Annotated in this window: 23 protein-coding genes; 7 read left to right on the top strand and 16 right to left on the bottom strand. The window is 46.6% G+C overall.

The window, feature by feature from the left end:
• The first annotated feature begins 70 nt into the window (after positions 1 to 70).
• The 4 genes from cysD (at position 71) to recQ (ending at position 4,803) form a co-directional block, all read left to right on the top strand.
• Positions 71 to 1,006 carry a sulfate adenylyltransferase subunit CysD gene (gene cysD, locus A7981_RS05350; RefSeq protein ID WP_067265041.1) on the top strand — a complete coding sequence of 312 codons (936 nt, stop codon included), beginning with the start codon at positions 71 to 73 and terminating at the stop codon, positions 1,004 to 1,006.
• 44 nt (positions 1,007 to 1,050) lie between these two features.
• Positions 1,051 to 2,358 (top strand): sulfate adenylyltransferase subunit CysN, encoded by a 1,308-nt coding sequence (gene cysN, locus A7981_RS05345; protein ID WP_067265037.1) that lies wholly within the window; start codon positions 1,051 to 1,053, stop codon positions 2,356 to 2,358.
• A gap of 161 nt (positions 2,359 to 2,519) precedes the next feature.
• Complete coding sequence (fdxA, locus tag A7981_RS05340; RefSeq protein ID WP_067265034.1) at positions 2,520 to 2,846, top strand: ferredoxin FdxA; 327 nt, start codon at positions 2,520 to 2,522, stop codon at positions 2,844 to 2,846.
• A 127-nt stretch (positions 2,847 to 2,973) separates the two neighbouring features.
• A complete protein-coding gene (gene recQ, locus A7981_RS05335) occupies positions 2,974 to 4,803 on the top strand; it encodes a DNA helicase RecQ (RefSeq protein ID WP_067265031.1) in 1,830 nt (609 codons plus the stop codon).
• Between the two features lie 24 nt (positions 4,804 to 4,827).
• Here the strand turns inward: recQ and A7981_RS05330 are convergent, their stop codons facing one another.
• Complete coding sequence (locus A7981_RS05330) at positions 4,828 to 6,027, bottom strand: multidrug effflux MFS transporter (protein ID WP_067265028.1); 1,200 nt, start codon at positions 6,025 to 6,027, stop codon at positions 4,828 to 4,830.
• Positions 6,028 to 6,223: 196 nt separating this feature from the next.
• On the opposite strand from A7981_RS05330, the gene A7981_RS05325 reads away from it, so the two are divergent.
• Complete coding sequence (locus tag A7981_RS05325) at positions 6,224 to 6,844, top strand: phosphoadenosine phosphosulfate reductase family protein (RefSeq protein ID WP_067265025.1); 621 nt, start codon at positions 6,224 to 6,226, stop codon at positions 6,842 to 6,844.
• A gap of 55 nt (positions 6,845 to 6,899) precedes the next feature.
• Here A7981_RS05325 and pqqE read toward each other — a convergent pair whose 3' ends face one another.
• The 5 genes from pqqE to pqqA all read right to left on the bottom strand — a co-directional run bounded on the left by pqqE (position 6,900) and on the right by pqqA (position 10,305).
• A complete protein-coding gene (gene pqqE, locus A7981_RS05320) occupies positions 6,900 to 8,090 on the bottom strand; it encodes a pyrroloquinoline quinone biosynthesis protein PqqE (RefSeq protein WP_067265020.1) in 1,191 nt (396 codons plus the stop codon).
• 2 nt (positions 8,091 to 8,092) lie between these two features.
• On the bottom strand, positions 8,093 to 8,398 hold the full coding sequence (gene pqqD / locus A7981_RS05315; RefSeq protein WP_067265018.1) for a pyrroloquinoline quinone biosynthesis peptide chaperone PqqD: 306 nt from the start codon (positions 8,396 to 8,398) through the stop codon (positions 8,093 to 8,095).
• On the bottom strand, positions 8,370 to 9,119 hold the full coding sequence (gene pqqC, locus A7981_RS05310; RefSeq protein ID WP_067265017.1) for a pyrroloquinoline-quinone synthase PqqC: 750 nt from the start codon (positions 9,117 to 9,119) through the stop codon (positions 8,370 to 8,372). The genes pqqD and pqqC overlap by 29 nt, the downstream gene beginning before the upstream one ends.
• An 11-nt stretch (positions 9,120 to 9,130) precedes the next feature.
• Positions 9,131 to 10,048, bottom strand: coding sequence for a pyrroloquinoline quinone biosynthesis protein PqqB (gene pqqB / locus A7981_RS05305; RefSeq protein WP_067265015.1), 918 nt, complete (start codon positions 10,046 to 10,048; stop codon positions 9,131 to 9,133).
• 185 nt (positions 10,049 to 10,233) lie between these two features.
• The gene (gene pqqA, locus A7981_RS11725) at positions 10,234 to 10,305 is read right to left on the bottom strand and encodes a pyrroloquinoline quinone precursor peptide PqqA (protein WP_013440845.1); all 72 of its coding nucleotides are present in this window, start codon (positions 10,303 to 10,305) and stop codon (positions 10,234 to 10,236) included.
• A gap of 206 nt (positions 10,306 to 10,511) precedes the next feature.
• Here pqqA and A7981_RS05300 point away from each other — a divergent pair, with 206 nt between their 5' ends.
• Complete coding sequence (locus A7981_RS05300; RefSeq protein ID WP_082889214.1) at positions 10,512 to 11,792, top strand: OmpP1/FadL family transporter; 1,281 nt, start codon at positions 10,512 to 10,514, stop codon at positions 11,790 to 11,792.
• Here A7981_RS05300 and hisC read toward each other — a convergent pair.
• The 5 genes from hisC to gyrA all read right to left on the bottom strand — a co-directional run bounded on the left by hisC (position 11,780) and on the right by gyrA (position 18,930).
• Positions 11,780 to 12,886, bottom strand: coding sequence for a histidinol-phosphate transaminase (gene hisC / locus A7981_RS05295; RefSeq protein ID WP_371440342.1), 1,107 nt, complete (start codon positions 12,884 to 12,886; stop codon positions 11,780 to 11,782). The genes A7981_RS05300 and hisC overlap by 13 nt on opposite strands.
• An 86-nt stretch (positions 12,887 to 12,972) precedes the next feature.
• Positions 12,973 to 14,142: a GGDEF domain-containing protein gene (locus A7981_RS05290; RefSeq protein WP_067265011.1), complete on the bottom strand. Its 1,170-nt coding sequence runs from the start codon at positions 14,140 to 14,142 to the stop codon at positions 12,973 to 12,975.
• 55 nt (positions 14,143 to 14,197) lie between these two features.
• Positions 14,198 to 15,265: a prephenate dehydratase gene (gene pheA, locus A7981_RS05285; RefSeq protein ID WP_067265002.1), complete on the bottom strand. Its 1,068-nt coding sequence runs from the start codon at positions 15,263 to 15,265 to the stop codon at positions 14,198 to 14,200.
• A gap of 27 nt (positions 15,266 to 15,292) precedes the next feature.
• Positions 15,293 to 16,372: a 3-phosphoserine/phosphohydroxythreonine transaminase gene (gene serC / locus A7981_RS05280; protein WP_067265000.1), complete on the bottom strand. Its 1,080-nt coding sequence runs from the start codon at positions 16,370 to 16,372 to the stop codon at positions 15,293 to 15,295.
• An 11-nt stretch (positions 16,373 to 16,383) separates the two neighbouring features.
• Positions 16,384 to 18,930, bottom strand: coding sequence for a DNA gyrase subunit A (gyrA, locus tag A7981_RS05275; RefSeq protein ID WP_067264998.1), 2,547 nt, complete (start codon positions 18,928 to 18,930; stop codon positions 16,384 to 16,386).
• 222 nt (positions 18,931 to 19,152) lie between these two features.
• On the opposite strand from gyrA, the gene A7981_RS05270 reads away from it, so the two are divergent.
• Entirely contained in the window at positions 19,153 to 19,755 is a 603-nt protein-coding gene (locus A7981_RS05270) for a peroxiredoxin (RefSeq protein WP_067264995.1), read from the top strand.
• A 66-nt stretch (positions 19,756 to 19,821) separates the two neighbouring features.
• Here A7981_RS05270 and A7981_RS05265 read toward each other — a convergent pair whose 3' ends face one another.
• From A7981_RS05265 to A7981_RS05245, 5 genes are all read right to left on the bottom strand, one after another.
• Positions 19,822 to 20,043, bottom strand: a complete 222-nt coding sequence (locus tag A7981_RS05265) for a hypothetical protein (protein ID WP_067264992.1) — start codon at positions 20,041 to 20,043, stop codon at positions 19,822 to 19,824.
• Positions 20,044 to 20,088: 45 nt separating this feature from the next.
• Positions 20,089 to 20,379, bottom strand: coding sequence for a conserved coiled coil protein (locus A7981_RS05260; RefSeq protein ID WP_067264984.1), 291 nt, complete (start codon positions 20,377 to 20,379; stop codon positions 20,089 to 20,091).
• A gap of 97 nt (positions 20,380 to 20,476) precedes the next feature.
• Positions 20,477 to 21,643, bottom strand: a complete 1,167-nt coding sequence (locus A7981_RS05255; protein WP_067264981.1) for an O-succinylhomoserine sulfhydrylase — start codon at positions 21,641 to 21,643, stop codon at positions 20,477 to 20,479.
• Positions 21,644 to 21,835: 192 nt separating this feature from the next.
• Positions 21,836 to 23,377, bottom strand: coding sequence for an amidophosphoribosyltransferase (gene purF / locus A7981_RS05250; RefSeq protein WP_067264978.1), 1,542 nt, complete (start codon positions 23,375 to 23,377; stop codon positions 21,836 to 21,838).
• Positions 23,378 to 23,453: 76 nt separating this feature from the next.
• Entirely contained in the window at positions 23,454 to 23,945 is a 492-nt protein-coding gene (locus A7981_RS05245) for a CvpA family protein (RefSeq protein WP_067264974.1), read from the bottom strand.
• Positions 23,946 to 23,958: the final 13 nt, after the last annotated feature.

The following is a 23,958-nucleotide window of genomic DNA, read 5'->3' as shown; positions in this document are numbered from 1 at the left end:
CTTAAGAAACAAGCCAATATATAATTTAGCACTTATTTAAATTTTGCCCTTACTCCCTGATAGCGAAGCAATGACTACGTTAACCAAACAAACTCTCAGCCATCTGGATTGGCTCGAATCCGAAGCGATCTATATTCTGCGTGAAGTCGCAGGGCAATGCTCGAACCCTGTTCTGCTATTCTCGGGTGGCAAAGATTCGCTTTGCATTTTGCGCCTTGCAGAAAAAGCCTTTCGCCCAGGCCGCTTCCCTTTCCCACTGATGCATATCGACACCGGGCATAACTATCAAGAGGTCGTTGATTTCCGTGACCAACGTGCTGCTGAACTAGGTGAGCGTCTGATCGTTCGCTCTGTAGAAGACTCAATGAAGCGCGGCACAGTGGTGCTGAAATCACCTGATGAGTCTCGTAATAAACACCAATCCGTGACATTGCTTGAGGCGATTGAAGAGTTTGGCTTTGATTGCTGCATCGGTGGCGCACGTCGCGATGAAGAAAAAGCACGAGCCAAAGAACGCATCATGAGCTTCCGCGATGAGTTCGGCCAGTGGGATCCAAAGAACCAACGCCCTGAGTTGTGGAATCTGTATAACGCACGTTCCCACAAAGGTGAGAACATCCGCGCATTCCCTATCTCGAACTGGACTGAGATGGATGTTTGGCAATACATCGAGCGTGAGAAGCTTGCCTTGCCAAGTATCTATTTCGCACATCAACGGGATGTCGTGATGCGCAATGGCTCCATATTCCCAGTGAATGTTCCACTTGCTGGCACAGAGACTATCAATCTGCCTAAAGCCGATGAAGAAATCATCAATATGCGCGTCCGTTTCCGCACGGTTGGGGATATCACCTGCACGGCTCCCGTTGAAAGTGACGCAGATACCGTCGAGAAGATCGTATTGGAAACGGCAACAACCACGATTACAGAGCGTGGTGCGACACGCCTTGATGACCAGACATCTGACGCATCAATGGAACAACGTAAAAAAGAAGGCTACTTCTAAAGCCAATTGCCATTAGGCATCACTTAACGAAAATTGATTTTTAAATGTCGAAAATAGAAAAATTGCCCGAATATAACGCTGAACATAACGACAGCCTGCTACGTTTCATGACATGCGGCAGCGTAGATGACGGGAAAAGCACATTGATCGGACGCTTACTGTTCGACACCAAGACCATACTTGCGGACACGCTGACGCAGATCACACGCACATCGAAAAAACGCGGTTTGGATGCAGTGGATTTATCCTTGCTGACTGACGGCTTACAAGCAGAACGCGAGCAAGGTATCACCATCGATGTCGCCTACCGTTATTTCAGCACAGGTACGCGCAAATACATCATTGCTGATGCGCCGGGTCATGAGCAATACACGCGTAATATGGTGACAGCGGCCTCAACCGCTAATCTGGCCATCATTTTGATCGATGCGCGCAAAGGCGTGCTGACACAAACGCGTAGACACTCTTACCTTGCTCACTTGGTTGGCATTCCACATATCGTCGTTGCTATTAACAAGATGGACTTGGTGAATTACGACCAAGGAGAGTTCGAAAGGATTCGTGCGGACTATCAGGCATTTGCAGAGCGGATTGGCTTGCACCGTGCTGGTCATAACATCAGCTTCATTCCAATGTCTGCATTGAATGGCGACATGATTGTGGACCGTGGCGACACAATGGATTGGTATGAAGGCCCTACATTGCTGGAGTTTCTAGAGGCTGCACCGCCAGCGCACTCTGAGCAGGATGAAGAGTTCAGGTTCCCCGTGCAATTCGTTTGCCGTCCGCACGCATCTGATGACCCTGAGCTTCATGATTTCCGTGGATTCATGGGACGAATCGAATCTGGCGATATCAGCGTAGGGGATGCTGTGACTGTATTACCATCCGGCTTGAGCTCAAAGGTAAAAGCGATTCAGATAGGTGACGAGCAATTACCTCATGCGACAACTGAGCAATCAGTCACTTTACTTCTGGAAGATGAGATCGATACATCGCGCGGCGACATGATCGTCAAAACAGGTCAGGCCCCCGAGCCAGTTAAACAAATTACTGCAATGGTTTGCTGGCTGTCAGAGACACCATTATCCCCTGCCAGAACGTATATCGTGCGCCATACAACCCGCGAATCAAAAGCAAAAGTGGGTGAGATCGCTTACAAGATCGATGTGAATACACTGGAAGAGTTGCCAGCACAGGCATTGACCACAAACGATATCGCGCGTATCACTTTCAAACTCGCGCAACCGCTGATGGTAGATAGTTACACCAAGAATCGTGCGACAGGTGCTTTTATCCTGATCGATGAATCTACTAACAACACCGTTGGTGCGGGGATGATACAAAGTTGATTGATTCACTTAGAAAATAGCTTATCTGAGAAACCTAATTAGCTTATCTAAAGAATCAATTAAAATAATGTTTTGTATGGCTTATAATTATAGACTGAGCCAAAATTTGAATGAAGTGCTTGTTAAGTAAGCCTTTTAGCAAAGTATTTAAAGGATCGTAAATGACTTATGTAGTAACCGAAAATTGCATTCAATGTAAATATACCGATTGCGTCGATGTATGTCCGGTAGATTGTTTTGTTGAAGGCCCGAATTTTCTTGCCATCAATCCTGACGAGTGTATCGACTGCACATTGTGTGTGGCAGAGTGCCCTGCTGAGGCGATCTTCTCAGAGGACGACGTTCCGGCAGATCAACAGGAATATATCGAGCTTAATGCTCGTTTTTCTGAGATATGGCCTGCAATCACTGCGCGCAAGGCACCACTGCCTGATGCAGATGCGAATAACGGCGCGACAGGAAAACGTGAGCTACTGATCGAGGAGTAACTCTCTCGATAATCGTTATGCTAAAAGGAGGCTGCGGCCTCCTTTTTTATTTACCTAATCTCTATTTCTGTCTCTTATAAATCACCTCGTCGCCGTATAATCAGCTTTACACTCCAATCAAATCTCAATGGCAAACCTCAAAGCACAACAGATACTCGAACAAGTTTTCGGCTATAACCAGTTCCGTGGCACACAACAGGCCGTAGTCGAGCACTTAGCATCAGGTGGTGATGCGCTAGTGCTGATGCCAACAGGTGGCGGTAAGTCATTGTGCTACCAGATTCCAGCATTATTACGTGACGGGTTGGCGATTGTCGTCTCGCCCTTGATTGCGTTGATGCAAGATCAAGTCGATGCTTTACAACAACTGGGTGTACAAGCGGCCTATCTCAACTCTAGCTTGCGGGCAGAAGATGCCGCTCAAATTACTCGCCGCATCATGAGTGGTGAAATCAAGATTCTGTATGTTGCGCCAGAAAGATTGATGCTCGGTAGCTTTCTTAGCCTGCTGGACGAAGTACAAGACCACATAGGCCTGGCATTGTTCGCCATCGACGAAGCACATTGTGTATCTCAATGGGGTCATGATTTCCGCCCTGAATATCGCCAGTTGACGGTGCTACATGAGCGCTTCCCTGATGTACCACGCGTCGCGCTCACTGCTACCGCAGATGCCCCTACCCGTGCAGAGATTATTGAGCGCTTGGCACTAGAAAGCGCACAGCAGTTTATTGCCAGCTTTGACCGCCCCAATATCCGTTACAAGGTAGCACTTAAGAATAATGCGCGTAAGCAACTTGAGGATTTTCTTGAGGCTGAACATGCGAATGATGCAGGGATTATTTACTGCCTATCACGTAGAAAAGTGGATGAGACTGCCGAGTGGCTAAAAAACCGAGGTTGGAATGCTCTACCTTACCACGCTGGCCTAGACTCAAAAATACGTGAGACGCATCAGCGACGTTTTCTACGAGAAGAAGGCATCATCATGGTAGCCACGGTAGCTTTTGGCATGGGCATTGATAAACCCAATGTCCGTTTTGTGGCTCACCTTGACCTACCAAAAAGTATGGAAGGCTATTACCAAGAAACTGGGCGTGCCGGGCGAGATGGACTACCCGCAAATGCATGGATGGCTTATGGTCTAGGCGATGTCGTATCGATGCGGCAGATGCTGGATGGCGGCGATGCACCCGAGGAACGTAAACGCGTAGAGCGGCAAAAACTCGATGCCCTGCTTGGCTTTTGCGAATCAACAAGCTGTCGGCATCAAACCATATTGCGATATTTCGGTGAAGAACATCCTGGAGATTGCGGCCAATGCGATAACTGCCTGGAACCTGCTGACACATGGGATGCAACGCAAGCCTCACAGATGGCGCTCTCCTGTGTATACCGTACCGGTCAGCGCTTTGGGACAGGTCATTTAATCGATATCCTGATCGGGAAAACCACACCTCAGATTGAAAAATTCAATCATCAGCAAGTAAGTACATTTGGTATTGGTAAAGCGCTAAATAACGCGCAATGGAGTAGCGTATTCCGCCAACTTGCAGCGGCAGGATTACTTGAGGTTGATATAGAAGCCTACGGCGGCCTAAAACTCACAGAATCGGCAAGGCCTGTATTGCGTGGCGAACAAGAGGTATGGCAGCGCCGCGATGCTTTACCTGAGAAAAGCAAGCTTAGTAAATCAGAACGCGGTTCACGTGCACGTGAAGCCTACGCTGATGCGAACAATGATCCGCTATGGCAAGCACTTAAAGCTAAACGTATGGAGCTAGCAAAGGAACAAGGCGTTCCGCCTTATGTGATATTCCATGACAGTACATTGCTGGAAATACTCAACCAGAAACCGCAAAGCCTGACAGAGATGGGAAGAATTAGTGGTGTAGGTCAAGCCAAGCTTGCCAAATATGGCGATGAATTCCTGAAAGCATTGGAAGATGCGGCGTAAAAATCAGTAAGTTTAAAACGCTACCTAAACTTGAACATTACCCTTAACAGGTTGCCATATCGCACTACTACGCAGGCTCAACCAACCGATAAGCAGATATCCCGCCATACCCATTGCCAAACCTAAAGGATGATGCCAAAGCAATGGGATGATTAACCCGGCAGACGCCGTTGAGAGCACCATTTGCATGAATGCCTGCCCTGAAGCCGCTGTTCCCCGGAGACGTGGCACACAATCTAATGCGGCAATGGAAAGCACAGGCATGACGAATGCCATACCGATATTATATAAAGCGATGGGTGCGATATTCCAGAATGCATGCGGTGGAAATAAACATACGGTTACGTTAAATAATACCGAGAGAGCCATCCATAGATAGCCAAAGCGCAACACTTTGTGCGAAGCGAACTTTCCTGCCGTATAGCGTGCGAAAAAAGAGCCGAGAATTGTGCCGAAAACGGTAGGAATAAACATCCAAGCAAATTGTTGTGGGCTTAAGCCTAGATGCTCGATCAGGAATACCGGCGCCGATAACACATAGATAAAGAACCCGGAAAAATTTGCACCTATGGCTACCACCAATCGGACATACTCCATGTCTCCAAAAATCTGCCGATAGCCAGTAACCACTTGCTTAGCAGATAGAGGTACACGGCTCTCAGACGGCAATGTCTCCCGCAATATCGACCTGACAACGACGATAGACAGCATGGCATATACAAAGAGAAAAACAAATATCGCCTGCCAATGTATGCCAAGTAACCAGCCGCCAATGATAGGTGCGATAGCAGGTGCTATGCCGAACATCATCTGCAACTGCGCCATCACGCGCTGGGCGGCAACACCCTCGAATAGATCACGCACCATCGCACGTGCTACGACATTACTTGCCCCTGCGGAGATACCTTGTACTGCACGGAAGAACCATAACGTTTCAACATTCGTCGCAAATGTGCAGCCAAGTGAAGCTAAAGCGAAGACCCCAAGACCCCAATAAATGGTAGGTAATCGACCAATCGCATCAGATATTGCACCATGCCATAAAGTCATTGCTGCATAAGCAAGCAAATAAGCTGTAAGACTCTGTTGGATCTGCAAATTATCAGCACCAAGTGCTTGCGCCATCGTATGGAAGGCTGGCAGATAAGTATCGATAGCGAACGGCGCAAGCGCAGCTAAAGCCGCCAGCACGCTTGCAACCAGAAAAGGGGGAGTCTTCTGCATGGATTAGAGCTTAAAAGAAAATGGTGACCACAATGGATATCCGTCGATTATAAGCTGAATTTATTACCATATATTGAGTCATAGTTACTGAATGCGTATGAGAGGCAAGCCAAGCACAAAGCAGTCAGGTTTGTTACAATCAGCGGCATCATAAAATACAGGCCTATTTTATAAGGCTAAACACCCGGAGATTTTGATGGAACTGGATTTGGAAAAGATCAATGCCGAACTTGGCAATGACGCAGAGAAACTTGTGCAATGGGCACTCAGCTTAAACAAGAAAGCCATTTGTACGACCAATTTCAGGCCATTTGAGGCAGTCATCCTGCATATGGTATCCAAAGTCAAACCAGAAACGCCCATCATCTGGATGGACAGCGGCTATAACACCGACGCCACCTATCAATTCGCTGATGAAGTCACGCGCAAACTAGGTCTCAATCTATCCATCTACCTGCCTAAACGCTCGCGTGCACATCGTGAAGCAGTTGATGGTGCATTACCGGGGTTGGATGATCCACGCCATGCCGCTTTTACTGAAGAGGTCAAGCTAGAGCCTTTCGCCCGCGCCCTGCGTGAAGCTGCACCTGAGGTTTGGTTTACAGCTCTCCGCGCGACTGATACGGCTGTACGCGCTCAAATGGACCCGGTTAGCATCAACCCAGATGGCCTGATCAAAGTCGCGCCACTGTTGCATTGGTCATCAAAAGACTTATACCAATACTTAACGGCAAATGACCTACCAAACAATTTCGACTATTACGACCCTACCAAAGGCGAAGAAAACCGCGAGTGCGGGCTGCATTTAGCCCACTGATTAACTCTTAACTCCTTAAATAGTCAAATGCTTTAGAACAGCATTCGACACATTCTTAAGGTAAAGCGTGGAAGTCAGCGACTCTGTCTTTAAGCTCACCATCGATGATCTTGCGTGAGTTCTTATCATTACGGAAGATGATCGGTTGCTCTTGAAAAAAGGGCTTCTTGGCATTATCAATCGCAGCGGTAATCACATGATGATTAGGTGAAAGACTGCAAACCGGGTCAGCGCTTTCTGCATCGCCTGTCAGCAAGAATGCTTGGCAACGGCAACCGCCAAGATCCTTCTCTTTTTCAGGGCATGTGCGGCAAGGTTCTTTTAGCCAGCTATCCCCACGATATTTATTAAACGCAGGTGAATCTTCCCACACCCATTTCAGGCCGTTTTCTTTTAAGTTGGGAAACTGCATATTAGGTAGCACGCGCGCAGAATGACAAGGCAACACATCGCCATTCGCGGTGACGATCATAAAGACCTCGCCCCAGCCATTCATACATTTTTTAGGGCGATCAGAGAAGTAATCTGGCACGACAAAGTAAATCTTCATCTTGTTGCCGATCTTCTTACGGAACTCATTTGTGATCGCTTCCGCTTGATCGATCTGCTCTTTCGTCGGCATCAACTGGCTACGGTTGACCAATGACCATCCGTAATACTGGGTATTGGCAAGCTCGACATAATCGGCGCCAAGCGCCTCTGCCATCTCTAATATCTCTTTGATATGGCCAATGTTGTAACGGTGGATCACCACATTCAACACCATGGGGTATCCATGCCCTTTGATCATGGCGGCTACTTTTTTCTTAAGCTCAAAGGTGCGCGTATTGGTGATGAAGTTATTGATCTCTTCGGTAATGTCATGCATAGAGAGCTGAATATGATCCAAGCCCCCACGCTTGAACTCAGCGATGCGTTTTTCGGTTAAGCCAACGCCTGAGGTGATCAAGTTACTGTAATAACCCAACTGACCAGCCTCACCTACAATGTCTTCGATATCATCGCGTAATAGCGGCTCGCCACCGGATATACCTAATTGCAAGGCACCGAGCTTACGTGCATCTCGTAATGCACCTAGCCATTGCTCGGTACTCAATTCATTTTGCGTGTGTTTATCGTAATCGGTTGGGTTGTAACAGAAAGCACAATGCAAGGGGCAGCGATAAGTCACCTCAGCCAATAACCATAGAGGCTGGGTATTGGTTTTTGAAGCAGCTACACCATTATTTTGTATGCTGGTAGCCATGCTCAACCACGCTTCTCTATCCAGGCTTTCTCTAAAGCCAACTCAATCATCGCAATCACGTCAGACTTTAGATCAGGTACACCGGGAAATGCTGTTTCCAACTCGGCGAATATCTCCCCCACATTCTTCTCGCCATCGATGCGTTTTAACACTTCACCTGCACCGCCATTCAGCTTGACCATGCCTTCAGGGAATAACAATACATAGCATTGCTGCGCCTCTTCCCATTGAAAGCGATAATGGCGCGCCAATGCATAAACATCAGCAAAGCTAACAGAACTAACGAGGCTGTCTGAGGTAGTCGACATTTTGTTCAACCTTGATATCAGTGCAAGCCAGCATGATAGAGTCGGCAATGACCCATAATACATCCAGCTTAAATTGTAAAATCTCCAGCGCCTTTTCTTGCATTTCACGGCTCTGGCTAAAATAATCGAGTGTTACGTGTAAACCCTGCTCTACGTCACGGCGGGCTTCTGTCAGGCGCTTTTTGAAGTAGATAAGCCCTTCTTCTTTCACCCATGGGTACATGCTCGGCCACGAGCTGATACGTTGTTGGTGGATATGCGGAGCGAATAGTTCAGTCAACGATGAACATACAGATTCTTGCCAAGGGCGCTGACGTGCAAAATTGATATACGCATCCACCGCAAATTTAACACCGGGGCTGACGAATTTGAGCGAAGTTACATCCTCACGGCTCAAGCCAACGGCTTCACCGAGCTTGATCCAAGCCTCGATACCACCCACATTGTCCCCTTCGCCATCATGATCGATAATGCGTTGTATCCAGCCCTTGCGAATCTCTTTATCAGGACAGTTTGACATGATCGCAGCATCTTTTTGCGGAATGCCGATCTGGTAATAGAAACGATTAGCGACCCAACATTGCAACTGTTCACGTGTCAGCTTGCCCTCATACATCATCACGTGAAACGGGTGATAGATATGATAGCCCTTGCCTTTTTCACGGAGCTTTTCTTCGAACTCTTCACGCGTCCATGGCGTATTCAATATCGGTGCATTCATCTCTAATTCCTTTACAGGATGATATCCATGCCGTCATAGGCAACTTCGATACCATGACGACTTAATTCCGCACGTTCAGCTGAATCCTCTCGTAAGATAGGATTCGTATTATTTATATGGATCAATATCTTGCGCGCTTTATTATAAGATGACAACGCTTCGATCATGCCGCCCTCCCCTGACTGAGGAAGATGCCCAATATCGCGCGCGGTCTTTTCCATCAAGCCCATGTCTTTCATCTCGGTGTTAGTCCAGAAAGTACCATCCACCATGATGCAATCAGCCTGTTCAAGGAAAGGTGGAAGGTGCGGTTCAATTTCTCCCAGACCTGGTGAATACCAGCATTTTTTGCCAGTATTTGTATCTTCTATCAACACACCAACAGTATCACCCGGGTGCGGATTATTACGATGCGGCGAATAAGGAGGCGCTGCACTCTTTAAAGCCACGGCAGTAAATTTCAGGTTCGTTGCACCCGGTATCTCAAATGATGTCTTGCCATCGATAGGCACTACATGACGATTGATACCACAGTAATTGCCTAATATATTCAATAATGGGTTGCCTGTAGTCAGGTCTTCATAGACCATATCCGTGCAGTAGATCTCACGTTTAACCTTGCCTTCACGCAGCATCAACAGACCTGTCGTATGGTCGATCTGTGCATCAATGAGGAATATGCCTACGATACCAGTATCACGTACCGAACGACCCGGCTGTAAGGGTGCAAAATCCTGAATCTGCTGCAAAATATCGGGAGAGGTATTAAACAATACCCAGTTAACGCCATCTCCACTTACGCAAATAGAGGATTGAGTGCGCTTGCTAGCTTTGATGGTACCTTTGCGAAGACCATCACAATTTGGGCAATTACAGTTCCACTGTGGGAACCCACCGCCAGCTGCTGCACCAAGTACATGAATATGCATAAAATCTCTAAAAAACATAGGGTGCCAATTGGGACGGAATTTCCCCGAAAGCCACCCTAGCAATAACATTAATCTATGGTTACCGGGTTGCTGATTTACTCGATAACTAAAACCCGCAACCCGGTAGTACAATCAAAAATGGCTATACACCAAAATGACCATACCCTTAAGTAAGCTTGAATCGATTAACGATTGCAAACGTACATTGTTACTTCAAAACCGAAACGCATTTCAGTAGCTTCTGGCTTAGTCCACATGATAGTTCTCCTAAGTAATTTAAAGTAATTACATCTCAAGCACAGTATCTTACTAATGCTCATGACGTGAGATGCATTCTCCATCTACTACAGAGATCGCAATAGTGCGAAAACCAGCAAATTCTACTCATGATTATCATGAGCACTGTACGCACCTACAGTTTCAATCTAGAATCAATCCCACATTAGTTTAACGACAATTCTACATGCAAAAACACAGTGGTTTCAGGCCGTTATACTTTAATGCCTTTCTTTGCATCGTCTTTTTATTATGCACTTCTGAATCAAATGCCGCAGGCTTTGGCATTATCGAAAATGGTGCAAGTGGATTGGGTAACGCCTATGCAGGTGCTGCAGCCAGCGCTGAAGATGCCAGCACGATCTACTTTAACCCGGCAGGTATGACATACTTGGGTGATAAACAAGCAGTAGTGGCAGTGCATGCCATGTTACCTTCAGGAGGGTTTCAAAATACAGGTTCAGTTGCCGCGTTCGGTAAACCCTTAGGCAATGAGAACGAAGAGGCGAATGGAGCACAATTACTCCCGCCAACAGCCTATTATGCAATGAGAATAAGTCCAGACGTTCATATTGGCATCGGCTTCACCAGCCCTTTTGGATTAAAGACAGATTATGACAAGGAGTGGATAGGCCGCTATCAGACAGTACAAACCGAGCTGCTTACATTCAATATCAACCCATCGATCGCATATAAAGTGAATGATGTACTGTCTATAGGCGCAGGCTTATCTGCGATGTACGCCAAAGCTGAGCTTACGCGAGCGGTCAATTTTGGCATCCCTGCTGATGGCGGCATCAAGGTAGAAGGTGATGATTGGAGTTACGGGTATAACTTTGGCGCTATGCTTCAGGTAACACCCAATGACCGTATTGGCCTTGCTTATCGCTCTAAAATAGAACAACAGCTTAAAGGAGATATCACCTTTTCACGCCCTACAGGCATTCCTGCGGTGGTAGCACCTGATAGTAAAGGCTCAGCAGATATCACTCTGCCGGAAAGTATTATGTTAAGTAGCATGGATCATATTGCAGAAAAATGGGATTTATTAACAGATATCACCTGGACTCGATGGAGCAGATTCAAGGATCTCACAGTGCAACGTGATAATGGGGGCATACTGTTCTCAGCGCCACAAAACTGGCAAAACACCATGCGCTATTCAATCGGCGCCAATTACCAATACAACCCGAATATTAAGCTACGCATAGGCGCAGCTTACGATGAGTCCACATTAAAGGATGATAACGCCAGAACTGCGCGTATTCCTGATAATGATAGAAAATGGTTGACCATTGGCGCGAATTACAAAATTTCTGAATCAACCAAGCTCGACATCGGCTATGCCCATTTCTTCATCAAGGAAAGTAAAGTTGATGATGATCAAAACCCTCAAAATGGACATCTCATAGGTACTTACAACACCAAATTAGATATTGTTAGCCTGCAATTGACTTATGATTTTTGAATGATATCTTTTAACGCATCCAGGAAACGTGCATTCTCATCATAAAGGCCAATGCTCACGCGTAAATATTCTGGCATTTCATAGGCTGCAATTGGGCGAACGATAACGCCATGTTCAAGCAAGCGTTGATATACAGAAGGTGCATGCGCTACACGAAAACTGACAAAGTTACCGAACGATGGAATGTAATCTAGCCCCAACGCCTCCAACCCGCGGGTGATCTGCAACATGCCGGCATTATTCAATGCACGGCTTCTCTCTACAAAATCGTCATCGAATAAAGAAGCCGCAGCGGCAGCTTGTGCAACGCTATTCACATTGAAAGGCTGTCTGACGCGATTCATGATGCCTGCAACATCGGCGGACGCCATACCAAACCCAATGCGCAGACCGGCTAAGCCATACGCCTTAGAAAAAGTACGGGAGATAATTAGGTTATCAAACTCTGCCAGCCATGTGATCGCCTCTGATTTATGCGCATCAGAAAGATATTCATCGTAAGCTTCATCCAACACCACAAGCACTTGCTTAGGTAATTTGCGCAAGAATGTCAGTAATGTATCTTTTGCGGTCCAAGTGCCAGTCGGATTATTAGGATTAGCGATAAATACGATCTTGGTCTTTGCATTCACTGCAGAAAAAATGGCATCAAGGTCATGACCATAATCTTTTGCTGGCACTACCACGCCTTTAGCGCCTACTGCTTGTGTGACAAGCGCATAGACTGCAAATGCATGTTGTGAATAAACAGCTTCATCACCCGGTGCCAAAAATGCACGTGCGGCGAGCTCTAATATATCATTCGAGCCATTACCAAAAACCAACTGCCCCGGATTCACCGAAAATCGCTGACATACCGCATCCCGCAGGGCAAAGCTATTACCATCAGGATACCTTGCAATATCTACCAATGCTTCGTGCATCGCCTCTTGTGCTTTCGGCCCCACACCTAGCGGGTTCTCATTTGAGGCCAATTTCACGATTTGTTCCGGCGCCAAACCCATTTCACGGGCGAGCTCGGAGATTGGCTTACCCGGTTGATATGGTGCTATCGAACGAACGTAGGAAGGTGCAAGGTCACATAGATTGGTCAAGATCATCTCTTTTTTCAGCATTATCTAACAAAACAAAAAGCGGCTCACGCCGCTTGGTATCTACTTTGAATCATTTTATCACGACATCAATCTCTTGAAACTGGCTCACCTTTCGCTGCTTTCGATGCGCGCTTCACCTCATACATCGCATGATCTGCACGCCGCACAACATCAATTGCAGTCGCCTCTTTATAAGGGAACATACAGATACCAATACTCACAGAAAGATCATCAATCAGAGGCCCGTTAGGAATACGGATAGGCTTATCCAGCTGCTGCTTGATCTTCTTAGCCAGCTTGTCTGCCGCACTTTCGCTTTGTATATTCTTAGCCAATACGAAGAATTCGTCGCCGCCTAAGCGAGAGATCGTATCAGCTTCGCGCATCGCGTATTTCAACCTGCGTGCGACTTCCTGCAACACCAGATCACCTATCGCATGCCCATGTATATCATTGATTGGCTTGAATTTATCTAAGTCAAGGAATAAACCTGCACATACCTCGTCATTACGTAAGGAGTAATTGATAGACTGCGAGATGCGGTCATGTAAGAGCTCTCGATTCGGTAAGCCAGTCAGGCGGTCATGCAAGGCGCGCTCGTGCTGTAAACGCCGCTCTTTATCGAGCTCTTTCTCCCGCAGAAATAATATACGATGCTGTTTTTCACCGATATAACTGGCAAACCCACCGATAATATTCGCGCCTATCATGAAAAAATCATAGATGACAATCGATGCCCTTGGCAGATTCCGCTCCCCAAAGAACAGGTAATTGAATATCACAAAGATAATCGATCCCACAATACTGGCATTGATAAACCGTAGGCCAGATAAATAATGACACCAGAATGTGATGAGTATTAACCCCGTATACAAATAAGCAATGACAAAGTTGGGCAATAAAAACATCTTGGCTAATAAACCTAAACCGCCAGCGATGCCAGACAATGCCAGAAATATCTGGTTATATCGTGCAAATCGTTTGGTATAGGTAAGTGCCAAAACTGCAAAAGCAACAGTGAGTACCATGGTACGGATATACCAAACCTCAACAACAGAATTAGGACTAACGAAGAGGAAATCAAGGAAACCGTAAGAGCCATACAGAATGGCCCCTAACAGTAAAGCAACGCGGGCTTGTCGCCGCAGATTGGGAAGTGCGTATTGCCGGTAAAAAGTCTCGAGCCGCTTATCCTTAAAGTTAAGCGTCCACTTATCTAAAGCAGCTAATCGTAGTAACTCGTGACTGATTGCCATATCAAACTACATGAATAATTCCGCCAATGACACAATAAAAAAACAGACAGTTACATCATATAACTGCAACTGGATAAGAACCAAGTATTTTTAGTAAGGATGCACGTTTTTCTAGCTCAATGAGCGCATTTTTGACATGTGCTTCCTGATGATGTCCTTCAATATCCACAAAAAACACATATTCCCACATGCCCGTCTTTGATGGGCGTGATTCTAGTTTGCTCATACTGACTTTGTGTTCAGCCAAGGGTTTCAGCAAGTCAACAACAGCGCCAGGGATATTCTTTGTAGCGATAACTAATGAGGTTTTATCTTTCCCGGAAGCAGCTACCTCATGATTTGCCAATACGAGGAAGCGTGTCGTATTTTTAGGGTCATCTTCAATGCTCTCAGCAAGCAGATTCAGCTCGAACAACTCTGCAGCACGTTTACTGGCTATCGCTGCAGCACCGGGCTCTTCTGTAGCCAAGCGTGCTGCTTCTGCGTTGCTGGCAACAGCCTGCCGTTCGACATCAGGCAGGTTCTGGTTTAGCCACTCGTGGCATTGGGCAAGTGACTGTGCATGAGAGTAGACTTTACGAACTTCACTCTTATCATTTTTCTTACTCAGCAGATTATGATGTACCGGTAACGTGATCTCGCCGCAAATATGCAAACCTGTTGCCATTAGCAGATCAAGCGTACGCCCAACAGCGCCTTCAGTCGAATTCTCAACGGGCACAACACCGTAATCGACCCGCGAGGACTCCACCATGCGGAAGACTTCGTCGATAGAGCTACATTGAATTGGTGCAGATAAACCGCCAAATTGCTTATTGGCCGCCTCTTCGCTAAAAGTACCAAGAGGCCCCAGGAATGCGACAGAAAGTTCTTTTTCAAGCGCACGGCAATTAGACATCACCGACCGAAAAATAGCTGTAACTGCTTCAGCAGACAAAGGGCCATCATTAACCTCAACCAAGCGCCTAAGCACTTGTGCCTCACGTTCAGGACGATAGATCGGGCCACCATGTTTAAGATTGCCAATCTCTCTTGCAAGCTGCGCACGCTGGTTGATCAACTTTAAAAGTTGCTCATCGATCGCATCGATCTGGTCACGGTGTTGTTTTAGAGTGTCGCTCATATAGATTTAACGTATTCGCCTGATCCGTTAATGACTTTTCTCAAAATCGTTCATAAACGCCAATAGTGCCTGCACCCCTTCTATTGGCATTGCATTATAAATCGAGGCGCGCATACCGCCCACAAGCTTATGGCCTTTTAGCTGCAACAGGCCATTTTGCTGCGCCGCAGTCAGAAATGACTGATCCAGCGCGCTGTCATTTAATGTAAAAGGCACATTCATGCGCGAACGATTTTCTACTGCGACAGGCGAATGGTAAAAGTCCGAGCTATCGAGATAATCATATAACAAACCCGCCTTGGCAATATTGGTTTTCTCCATTTCTGCCAAACCACCTTTTGCTTTTAGCCATTTAAAAACAAGCCCTGCCATATAGATGCTATAAGTCGGTGGTGTGTTGTACATGGACTCGTTATCAGCATGTATCTTGTAATCAAACATCGTTGGTGTGCCCGGCAAGGTTTTGCCGATCAGGTCATCCCGTACGATTACGATAGTCAGGCCAGCAGGCCCGATATTCTTTTGTGCGCCGGCATAGATGATGCCGTACTTACTCACATCGATAGGCCGCGAAAGGATATGCGAAGACATATCACCAACTAAAGGCACATTACCAGTTTCCGGCGTCCAGAATATCTCTACCCCACCAATCGTCTCATTGGAGGTGTAATGTACATAAGCGGCATTTTTATTAAGTTGCCACGCGCTTTGTGCTGGCACATAAGTAAAGTTTCGGTCTGCTGAAGAGGCCACAACATTGACTTTGCAATAACGGTTAGCCTCAGCGATCGCTTTTTGTGACCAGATACCTGTATCAAGATAATCCGCTGTGGTTTTCCCGCGCAATATGTTCATAGGAACCATTGAGAACTGTGCATGCGCACCGCCCTGTAGAAACAACACCTTGTAATTTGCAGGGATAGCCAATAATTCACGCAAATCTGCTTCGGCTTCGGCAGCAACTGACATGAATTCCTTACCCCGATGACTCATCTCCATGATGGACATCCCGGAGCCATGCCAATCCATCATTTCTTCACGCGCTTGAGCAAGTACCTCCTGCGGCAATACCGCAGGACCGGCAGCAAAATTATATATCTTCGTCATAACAGACCTGTTTATTCCTCTTCGTCGTCTGTCTCGACGACTTTTTCCAATCCTGAGAGCTTCTCGCCTGCGCCTAGGTTAATCAGTGTCACGCCTTGTGTAGCGCGACCTAATTCGCGAATTTCTTTCACGCGCGTACGGATGAGGACACCACCAGTGGTGATCAGCATGATTTCGTCATCATCACCAACCAACCTCGCACCGACCACAACACCGTTACGTTCACTTGTCGCAATCGCTTTCACACCCTGCGTGCCACGACCTGAATGACGGAAATCAGCAAGCACAGTACGTTTGCCATAGCCATTTTCAGTCGCAACCAGAACAGTCTGCTTATCATCTTCTGCAATCAACAATGAGATCACTTGCTGTTTAGCTTGCAGTTTCATGCCACGCACACCGCGGGTGTTACGCCCCATACCACGTACATCTTCTTCATCGAACCAGACCGCTTTACCGCCATTTGAAACCAGCACGATATCGTTAGCGCCATTGGTCACTTCCGCACCGATCAGGTAATCGCCGTCATCCAGGTTGATCGCGATGATGCCTGACTTACGTGGGTTAGAGAACTCAATCAATGAGGTCTTCTTCACAGTACCTTCAGCGGTTGCCATGAAGATGTACCGATTTTCATCGAACTCTTTCACTGGCAGGATAGCATTTATCTTCTCGCCTTCTTCGAGCGGGAACAGATTTACGATTGGTTTACCACGGCTGATCCGGCTGCCTTGCGGCACTTCATAGACTTTCAACCAGTAGACACGCCCACGGCTTGAGAAGCAAAGGATGTAATCATGGGTATTCGCCACGAACATCTTATCGATAAAATCATCTTCTTTAGTTGCAGCAGCTTGTTTACCGCGGCCACCACGACGTTGCGCACGATACTCTTCCAATGGCTGAGACTTAACATAGCCAGTATGAGAAAGCGTCACCACCACATCTTGCGGTGTGATCAGATCTTCTAAAGATAGATCCTGCGCATGATGGATAATCTCACTGCGGCGCTTATCGCCAAATTGCTGGCGTATGGTTGCCAACTCCTCAGTAATCATCTGCGTCACACGCTCAGCTTTGGCTAGAATATCCAGCAAATCAGCGATGACATCCATGACATCTTTGTATTCGTTGACGATCTTATCTTGCTCAAGACCAGTCAAGCGTTGCAGACGCATTTGCAGAATTTCTTGCGCCTGAACATCAGACAGCCTATAACCATTTGGGGTTAGGCCAAAATCTACAGACAAACCTTCAGGGCGAGAGGCTTCCATCGCTGCGCGTTTAAGCATCTCTTCAACGACGGGCGATTTCCATACCTTAGCCATCAATTCGCGTTTAGCTTCTGGTGGCGTTGGCGCAGCTTTGATCAAAGCGATCATCTCATCAACGTTCGCCAAAGCGACTGCCAAACCTTCCAAGACATGCCCACGCTCACGCGCTTTACGTAACTCGAACACCGTACGGCGTGTAATCACCTCACGGCGATGGCGTAAGAAAGCTTCCAGCATCTGCTTAAGATTTAGAAGACGTGGCTGGCCATCCAGCAAGGCCACCATGTTCATGCCGAATGTATCTTGCAACTGCGTTTGTTTATACAGGTTATTCAGAATGACTTCTGGTACTTCACCTCGCTTCAGCTCGATTACAACGCGCATGCCTGATTTATCAGACTCATCACGTAGATCAGAGATGCCCTCGATCTTCTTTTCATTGACCAGTTCAGCAATTTTTTCGACGAAAGTCTTTTTATTTACCTGGTAAGGCAACTCATCGACGATCAACGCCTGACGATTGCCTTTTTCCATGTCCTCGACATGGGTACGGCCACGCATCACGACGCGCCCACGACCTGTACGATAGCCTTCTTTAACACCTACAGTGCCGTAGATGATGCCTGCAGTTGGAAAATCCGGTGCCGGAATGATCTCGATCAGCTCATCTATTGTGATTTCAGAGTTTTGCAGTAACGCCAAACAGCCATCAATCACTTCATTCAAGTTGTGTGGCGGGATATTGGTCGCCATACCAACCGCGATACCGGAAGAGCCGTTGATCAATAGATTAGGAATACGGGCTGGCATGATAAGCGGCTCATGCTCAGAGCCATCATAGTTCGGGCCAAAATCTACCGTCTCTTTGTCGATATCGGCAAGCAGCTCGTGTGCAATCTTCGCCATGCGGATTTCGGTATAACGCATCGCCGCTGCATTATCGCCATCGACAGAACCGAAGTTACCTTGTCCATCGACCAGCATATAGCGCAGTGAGAAATCCTGCGCCATACGAACAATCGTGTCATAAACTGCGGTATCACCATGCGGATGGTATTTACCGATCACGTCACCGACGATACGGGCAGACTTTTTATAAGGCTTGTTCCAGTCATTACTTAACTCATGCATGGCAAAAAGCACACGCCTGTGAACTGGTTTCAGACCGTCTCTTACATCAGGTAACGCACGACCAACAATCACACTCATCGCGTAATCGAGGTACGAACGGCGCATCTCATCTTCAAGACTGATAGGAAGGGTTTCTTTAGCGAACTGTTCCATATTTTTATGTTGGCTGTAAATGGCTTAAAGTCTAGGATTCTAGCACGATAAGCGTCTCAAATCATGCCTGCTTTTTAGCTAAAAAATGTACGGTGAATCAGGCCAAAAATATTCATAGCGATAATAAATCGTACTTATTGTAAAAATTAATTAGAATTTTCATTTATGTTGATTTACTCTATTGAGGTTCTAGTTATCACCATAATATAAAAGGAGATTCACATGGCTGTATTAGTAGGCAAACCAGCTCCAGACTTCACTGCTGCCGCGGTGTTGGGCGACAACTCAATCAAGGAAGATTTTAATCTTGCTGCATATATCAAAGGCAAGCCAGCGGTTATTTTCTTCTGGCCACTAGATTTCACTTTCGTATGCCCATCTGAACTAATCGCATTCGACCATCGTCTGGAAGAGTTCAAAAATCGCGGCGTTCAAGTGATTGGCGTGTCAATCGATTCACACTTTACCCATCTGGCATGGAAGAACACACCAGTAGAAAAAGGCGGTATCGGCAAAGTTGGCTACCCGATGGTTGCTGACATCAAGCACGAGATCGCAAAGGCATACGATGTTGAAGCAGATGGTGGCGTTGCATATCGCGGCACATTCCTGATCAACAAAGATGGCGTAGTCGTTAACCAAGTGATCAACGACCTACCACTAGGCCGCGACATTGATGAGACCTTGCGTATCGTTGATGCTCTGCAATTCTTTGAAGAGCACGGTGAAGTTTGCCCAGCGGGTTGGAAAAAAGGTAAAGCCGGTATGGATGCAACACCAGAAGGCGTTGCCAAGTATTTGGCGGCTAATGCCACTAGCCTGTAACAAGGTCTAAGAGATAAATAAAAACGGGGCATATTGCCCCATTTTTATTTTGACAGCTTAAAAAAGTTATTTACTTCTACTGCCGATAGCGATAACCAGCACGCCCGCGATGATAGAAATAATCGATAACACGTCAGGAATAGCGATATTCTTTTCAGTTTCTGCCGTAGCTTTTAATGGGCCGATTTGCGCAACAGTCTCTTCAGATTTATAGCTAAAGCTTTTATATACAAAGCCTGCTGCACCAAGGGCAATCAGTAATACTCCAACAATCACAGATGTCTTCATATATCTCCTCCAATCAATTTATAAGATTATTATCAGCCGAGCAAATTACTCTTTGAATTTCTTGCGCGCTTCTTCAAAGCTTTTCTTAATTGCATCCCAAGCTTCATCACCGCCCTTTTTAAGTTCCTGCCATGCGTCACCAGCGGATTCCTGTACTTCAGCAAGCTTTAATTTCGCCTCTTCACGCTTAAGCTTTAATGTCTCGACCTGACTCTCATACTTGATGCGCAGATCAGCTTCTACTTGACGCGCACGTGCTTCCAACACATCAATATCAGCAGACCACTCATCAAGCTGGGCTTTTAATTTCTCAACATATGCATCTTTTAAACTCATGGATATTTCTCCTTTTTTGTATATTAAAAAACTCAAGCCTAGTATTTATTTCGACTCGTAAAAAAGCGAAAAGTGCAAAGCATGTTACCCGCTATAGTTAACGCAGCAAAGCTAAATCAGCCTTCAAGTCATCCACGTGCTCCAAACCGACAGCAATGCGGACTAAACCATCTCCAATTCCTGATGCCACACGTGCCTCGGGTGTTACACGGCTATGTGTTGTTGTCGCAGGGTGCGTGATCGTACTTTTAGCATCCCCAAGATTCGCTGTGATCGAAATCAGCTTGGTTGCATCAATCAAGCGCCATGCAGCCTCTTGGCCGCCTTTGACATCAAATGAAACGATAGCTCCACCATATTTTTGCTGCTTCATCGCTAGTTGATGCTGTGGATGTGATGGCAAACCAGGGTAATAAACGCGGGCAACCCCTGATTGCGCTTCGAGCCACTGCGCAAGTTCCAAGGCATTACGCGCATGCGCTTCCATACGCACATGTAAAGTCTCAAGCCCTTTCAGGAAAACCCATGCATTGAATGCGCTCATGGTTGGGCCTGCTGTACGCAAGAAACCATAGACAGGTTCCAACACGTCTTTTTTACCCAATACAGCACCACCAAGACAACGTCCTTGGCCGTCAATGTATTTAGTCGCAGAATGAATCACGATATCAGCCCCGAGTGCTAAAGGCTTTTGCAACGCTGGTGTGCAGAAGCAATTATCAACCGCCAGCAATACGCCTGCCTCATGTGCAATCGTCGCAAGTGCTGGAATATCGCAAACCTCAGTCAGCGGGTTAGACGGTGTTTCGACAAAAAATAGTTTGGTATTCGGCTGAATCGCCGCTTTCCACTCATCAGGATCAGTCAATGAGACAAACGTGGTCTCCAAGCCCCAACGTTTAAGGATATTGCCGAAGAGCTGCACAGAAGTGCCAAAGATACTACGTGAGGCAACAACGTGATCGCCCGCAGAGCACACACCCATCACTGCGGCAAGAATGGCAGCCATACCAGAAGAAGTCGCGACGCAAGACTCAGCACCCTCTAGCGCCGCCAGCTTATTCTGGAACATGGTCACAGTTGGATTCGTGAAGCGAGAATAGATATTGCCCGGCTCTTGTCCGCCAAAACGGGCCGCCGCCTGCGCTGCGTTCTCGAATACAAAGCTGGATGTCAAAAACATCGCCTCGGAGTTCTCTCCAAAAGCCGTATGCTCACTGCCGGCACGTACTGCCAGCGTTTCTGCCTGCCACTCATTCGTCATAATATAATTCCAATCTTCCCTACAAAATGGGCATAAAAAAACCCGCGTTAGCTAAGCTAAAACGGGTTTAATTACTCGCTTTAGCTGAATTTATTAAGCGCCCGCAAGCTGAGTTACCTAAATAATCTCAAATCGGCGCAATCAAATGTTAGTCCTGCAAAACCATTTGGTCAACCACTCTCGCTTACTAAGCTAAGCAGCCTCCTCTTCATGTTCCTTGATCGTCACTAGGTTAAGATCCAGTTGTGTGCTGGAATTAATTGGTTTCTTCAACCCTGCTTTATCACCGCGTGAAGACTCGATATTATTCAAATAAATCTCATCGATATCTCCTGTCACGTAGTGCCCATCGAAACAGGAACAATCAAACGACTTGATATTAGGATTACTTAGCTGGACAGCATGTACTAATGCATCAAGATCCTGATAGATCAATGCATCAGCACCAATTTCGGCACAGATTTCTTCATCCGTACGTCCAGTTGCAAGCAACTCATCGCGTGTCGGCATATCGATACCGTAAACATTAGGGAACCTGACAGGCGGCGCAGCTGAGGCAAAGAATACTTTATTGGCGCCCGCATCGCGCGCCATTTGAACGATCTGCTTGGATGTAGTACCGCGGACAATGGAGTCATCAACGAGCAATACATTTTTACCCTTGAACTCCATCCCGATTGGATTCAGTTTTTGACGTACAGATTTCTTACGTAATGCTTGGCCAGGCATAATAAAAGTGCGACCAATATAACGATTCTTGATGAAACCTTCACGATAAGTCAGGTTAAGCTTATTCGCCAACTCCAGCGCGCTCGGGCGGCTTGTATCAGGGATCGGGATGACCACATCGATTTTTAGATGTGACCATTCTTCAGCAATTTTCTTGGCGAGACTCTCACCCATATGCAGACGCGTCTGATAAACAGAAACGCCATCGATTACTGAGTCTGGGCGCGCAAGATAAACATATTCAAAGATACAGGATGAAAGCTTGGCATTCTCAGCACATTGCCGGGAGAAGAAATTACCATCCATATCGATAAAAATGGCTTCGCCAGGCTCTACGTCGCGAATCAGTTTAAACCCAAGCACATCAAGCGCCACACTCTCTGAGGCCACAATGTACTCAGTGCCTTTTTCTGTTTCATGTTTACCAATGACTAAAGGGCGAATACCGTTAGGATCACGGAAAGCCAGCAAACCGAAATTAGCGACCATTGCCACTACGGCATATGCGCCTTTACAGCGATTGTGCACGCCAGCAACGGCCTCAAAGATCATATCGGTATCAAGCACTGCGCTATGCGCTGTTTGTTCGATCTCATGCGCCAGCACATTCAACAGCACTTCAGAGTCAGAGCTAGTATTGATATGACGCAGATCCTGACGGAACATCTCTTGTTTTAATTGTGCTGAATTGGTCAAGTTACCGTTATGACCAAGCACGATACCAAATGGGGAATTTACGTAAAACGGTTGCGCTTCAGCGGCAGAAGATGAGCCAGCTGTCGGATAGCGAACATGTGCGATACCGGCATTGCCTTGCAGGCTACGCATATGACGTGTTTGGAAGACATCCTGCACCAAACCGTTATTCTTGTGCATGAAGAACGTCCCCCCGTCACAGGTGACGATACCTGCGGCATCTTGTCCACGATGCTGAAGTACAAGCAATCCATCGTAGAGGAATTGATTGACCGGGTTCTTGCCAACGATGCCGATGATTCCACACATGAGGTGAGTATCCTAATAACTAAAACCTGTGAGTCAAACTACGACTTTGTTCAATCAATTAAGTTTAATGCTTAATTTAGTCGTATTTAATGTGCTTGGCAATGTCCTCAGGAAACCATGGCAAAATACTATTCACCATCGCCTCCAAGGGCGCACTAAACATGGCATTACGCCAGCGCGCATCTTTCGGCATATCAGTCAGCCCTGCCAGAAACACCAATACACCAATAATCATTAATCCACGTGCTGCGCCAAATAGTGCGCCTAGCAAGCGGTCCACCCAATCCAACCCTGCTTTTTTGAATATCTGCGATAGTGCAATCGCCAATAAACTACAAATAAGCAAGGTGGCTAAAAACAAAATAATAAAAGCTGCCAAAAACTTTAATGCATCACTTGGTATTGTAGATGGGAGCAAAGGTGCCAATTGCAAGGTATATATTTTCGCAACAAAAAAAGCCACCGCCCAACTAGCTAAAGCCAATACCTCACGTACAAAACCGCGCATCATGCTCAATAATATAGACAACCCTATAATCGCCAATACCGCGTAGTCGAACGTTGTCATATCAAGTGTATGT

This window comes from Methylovorus sp. MM2 (genome assembly GCF_001648895.1).
Lineage (GTDB): Bacteria > Pseudomonadota > Gammaproteobacteria > Burkholderiales > Methylophilaceae > MM1.
Note: the sequence above shows the minus strand (reverse complement) of the source record. Positions and strands in the feature narration are given on the sequence as shown.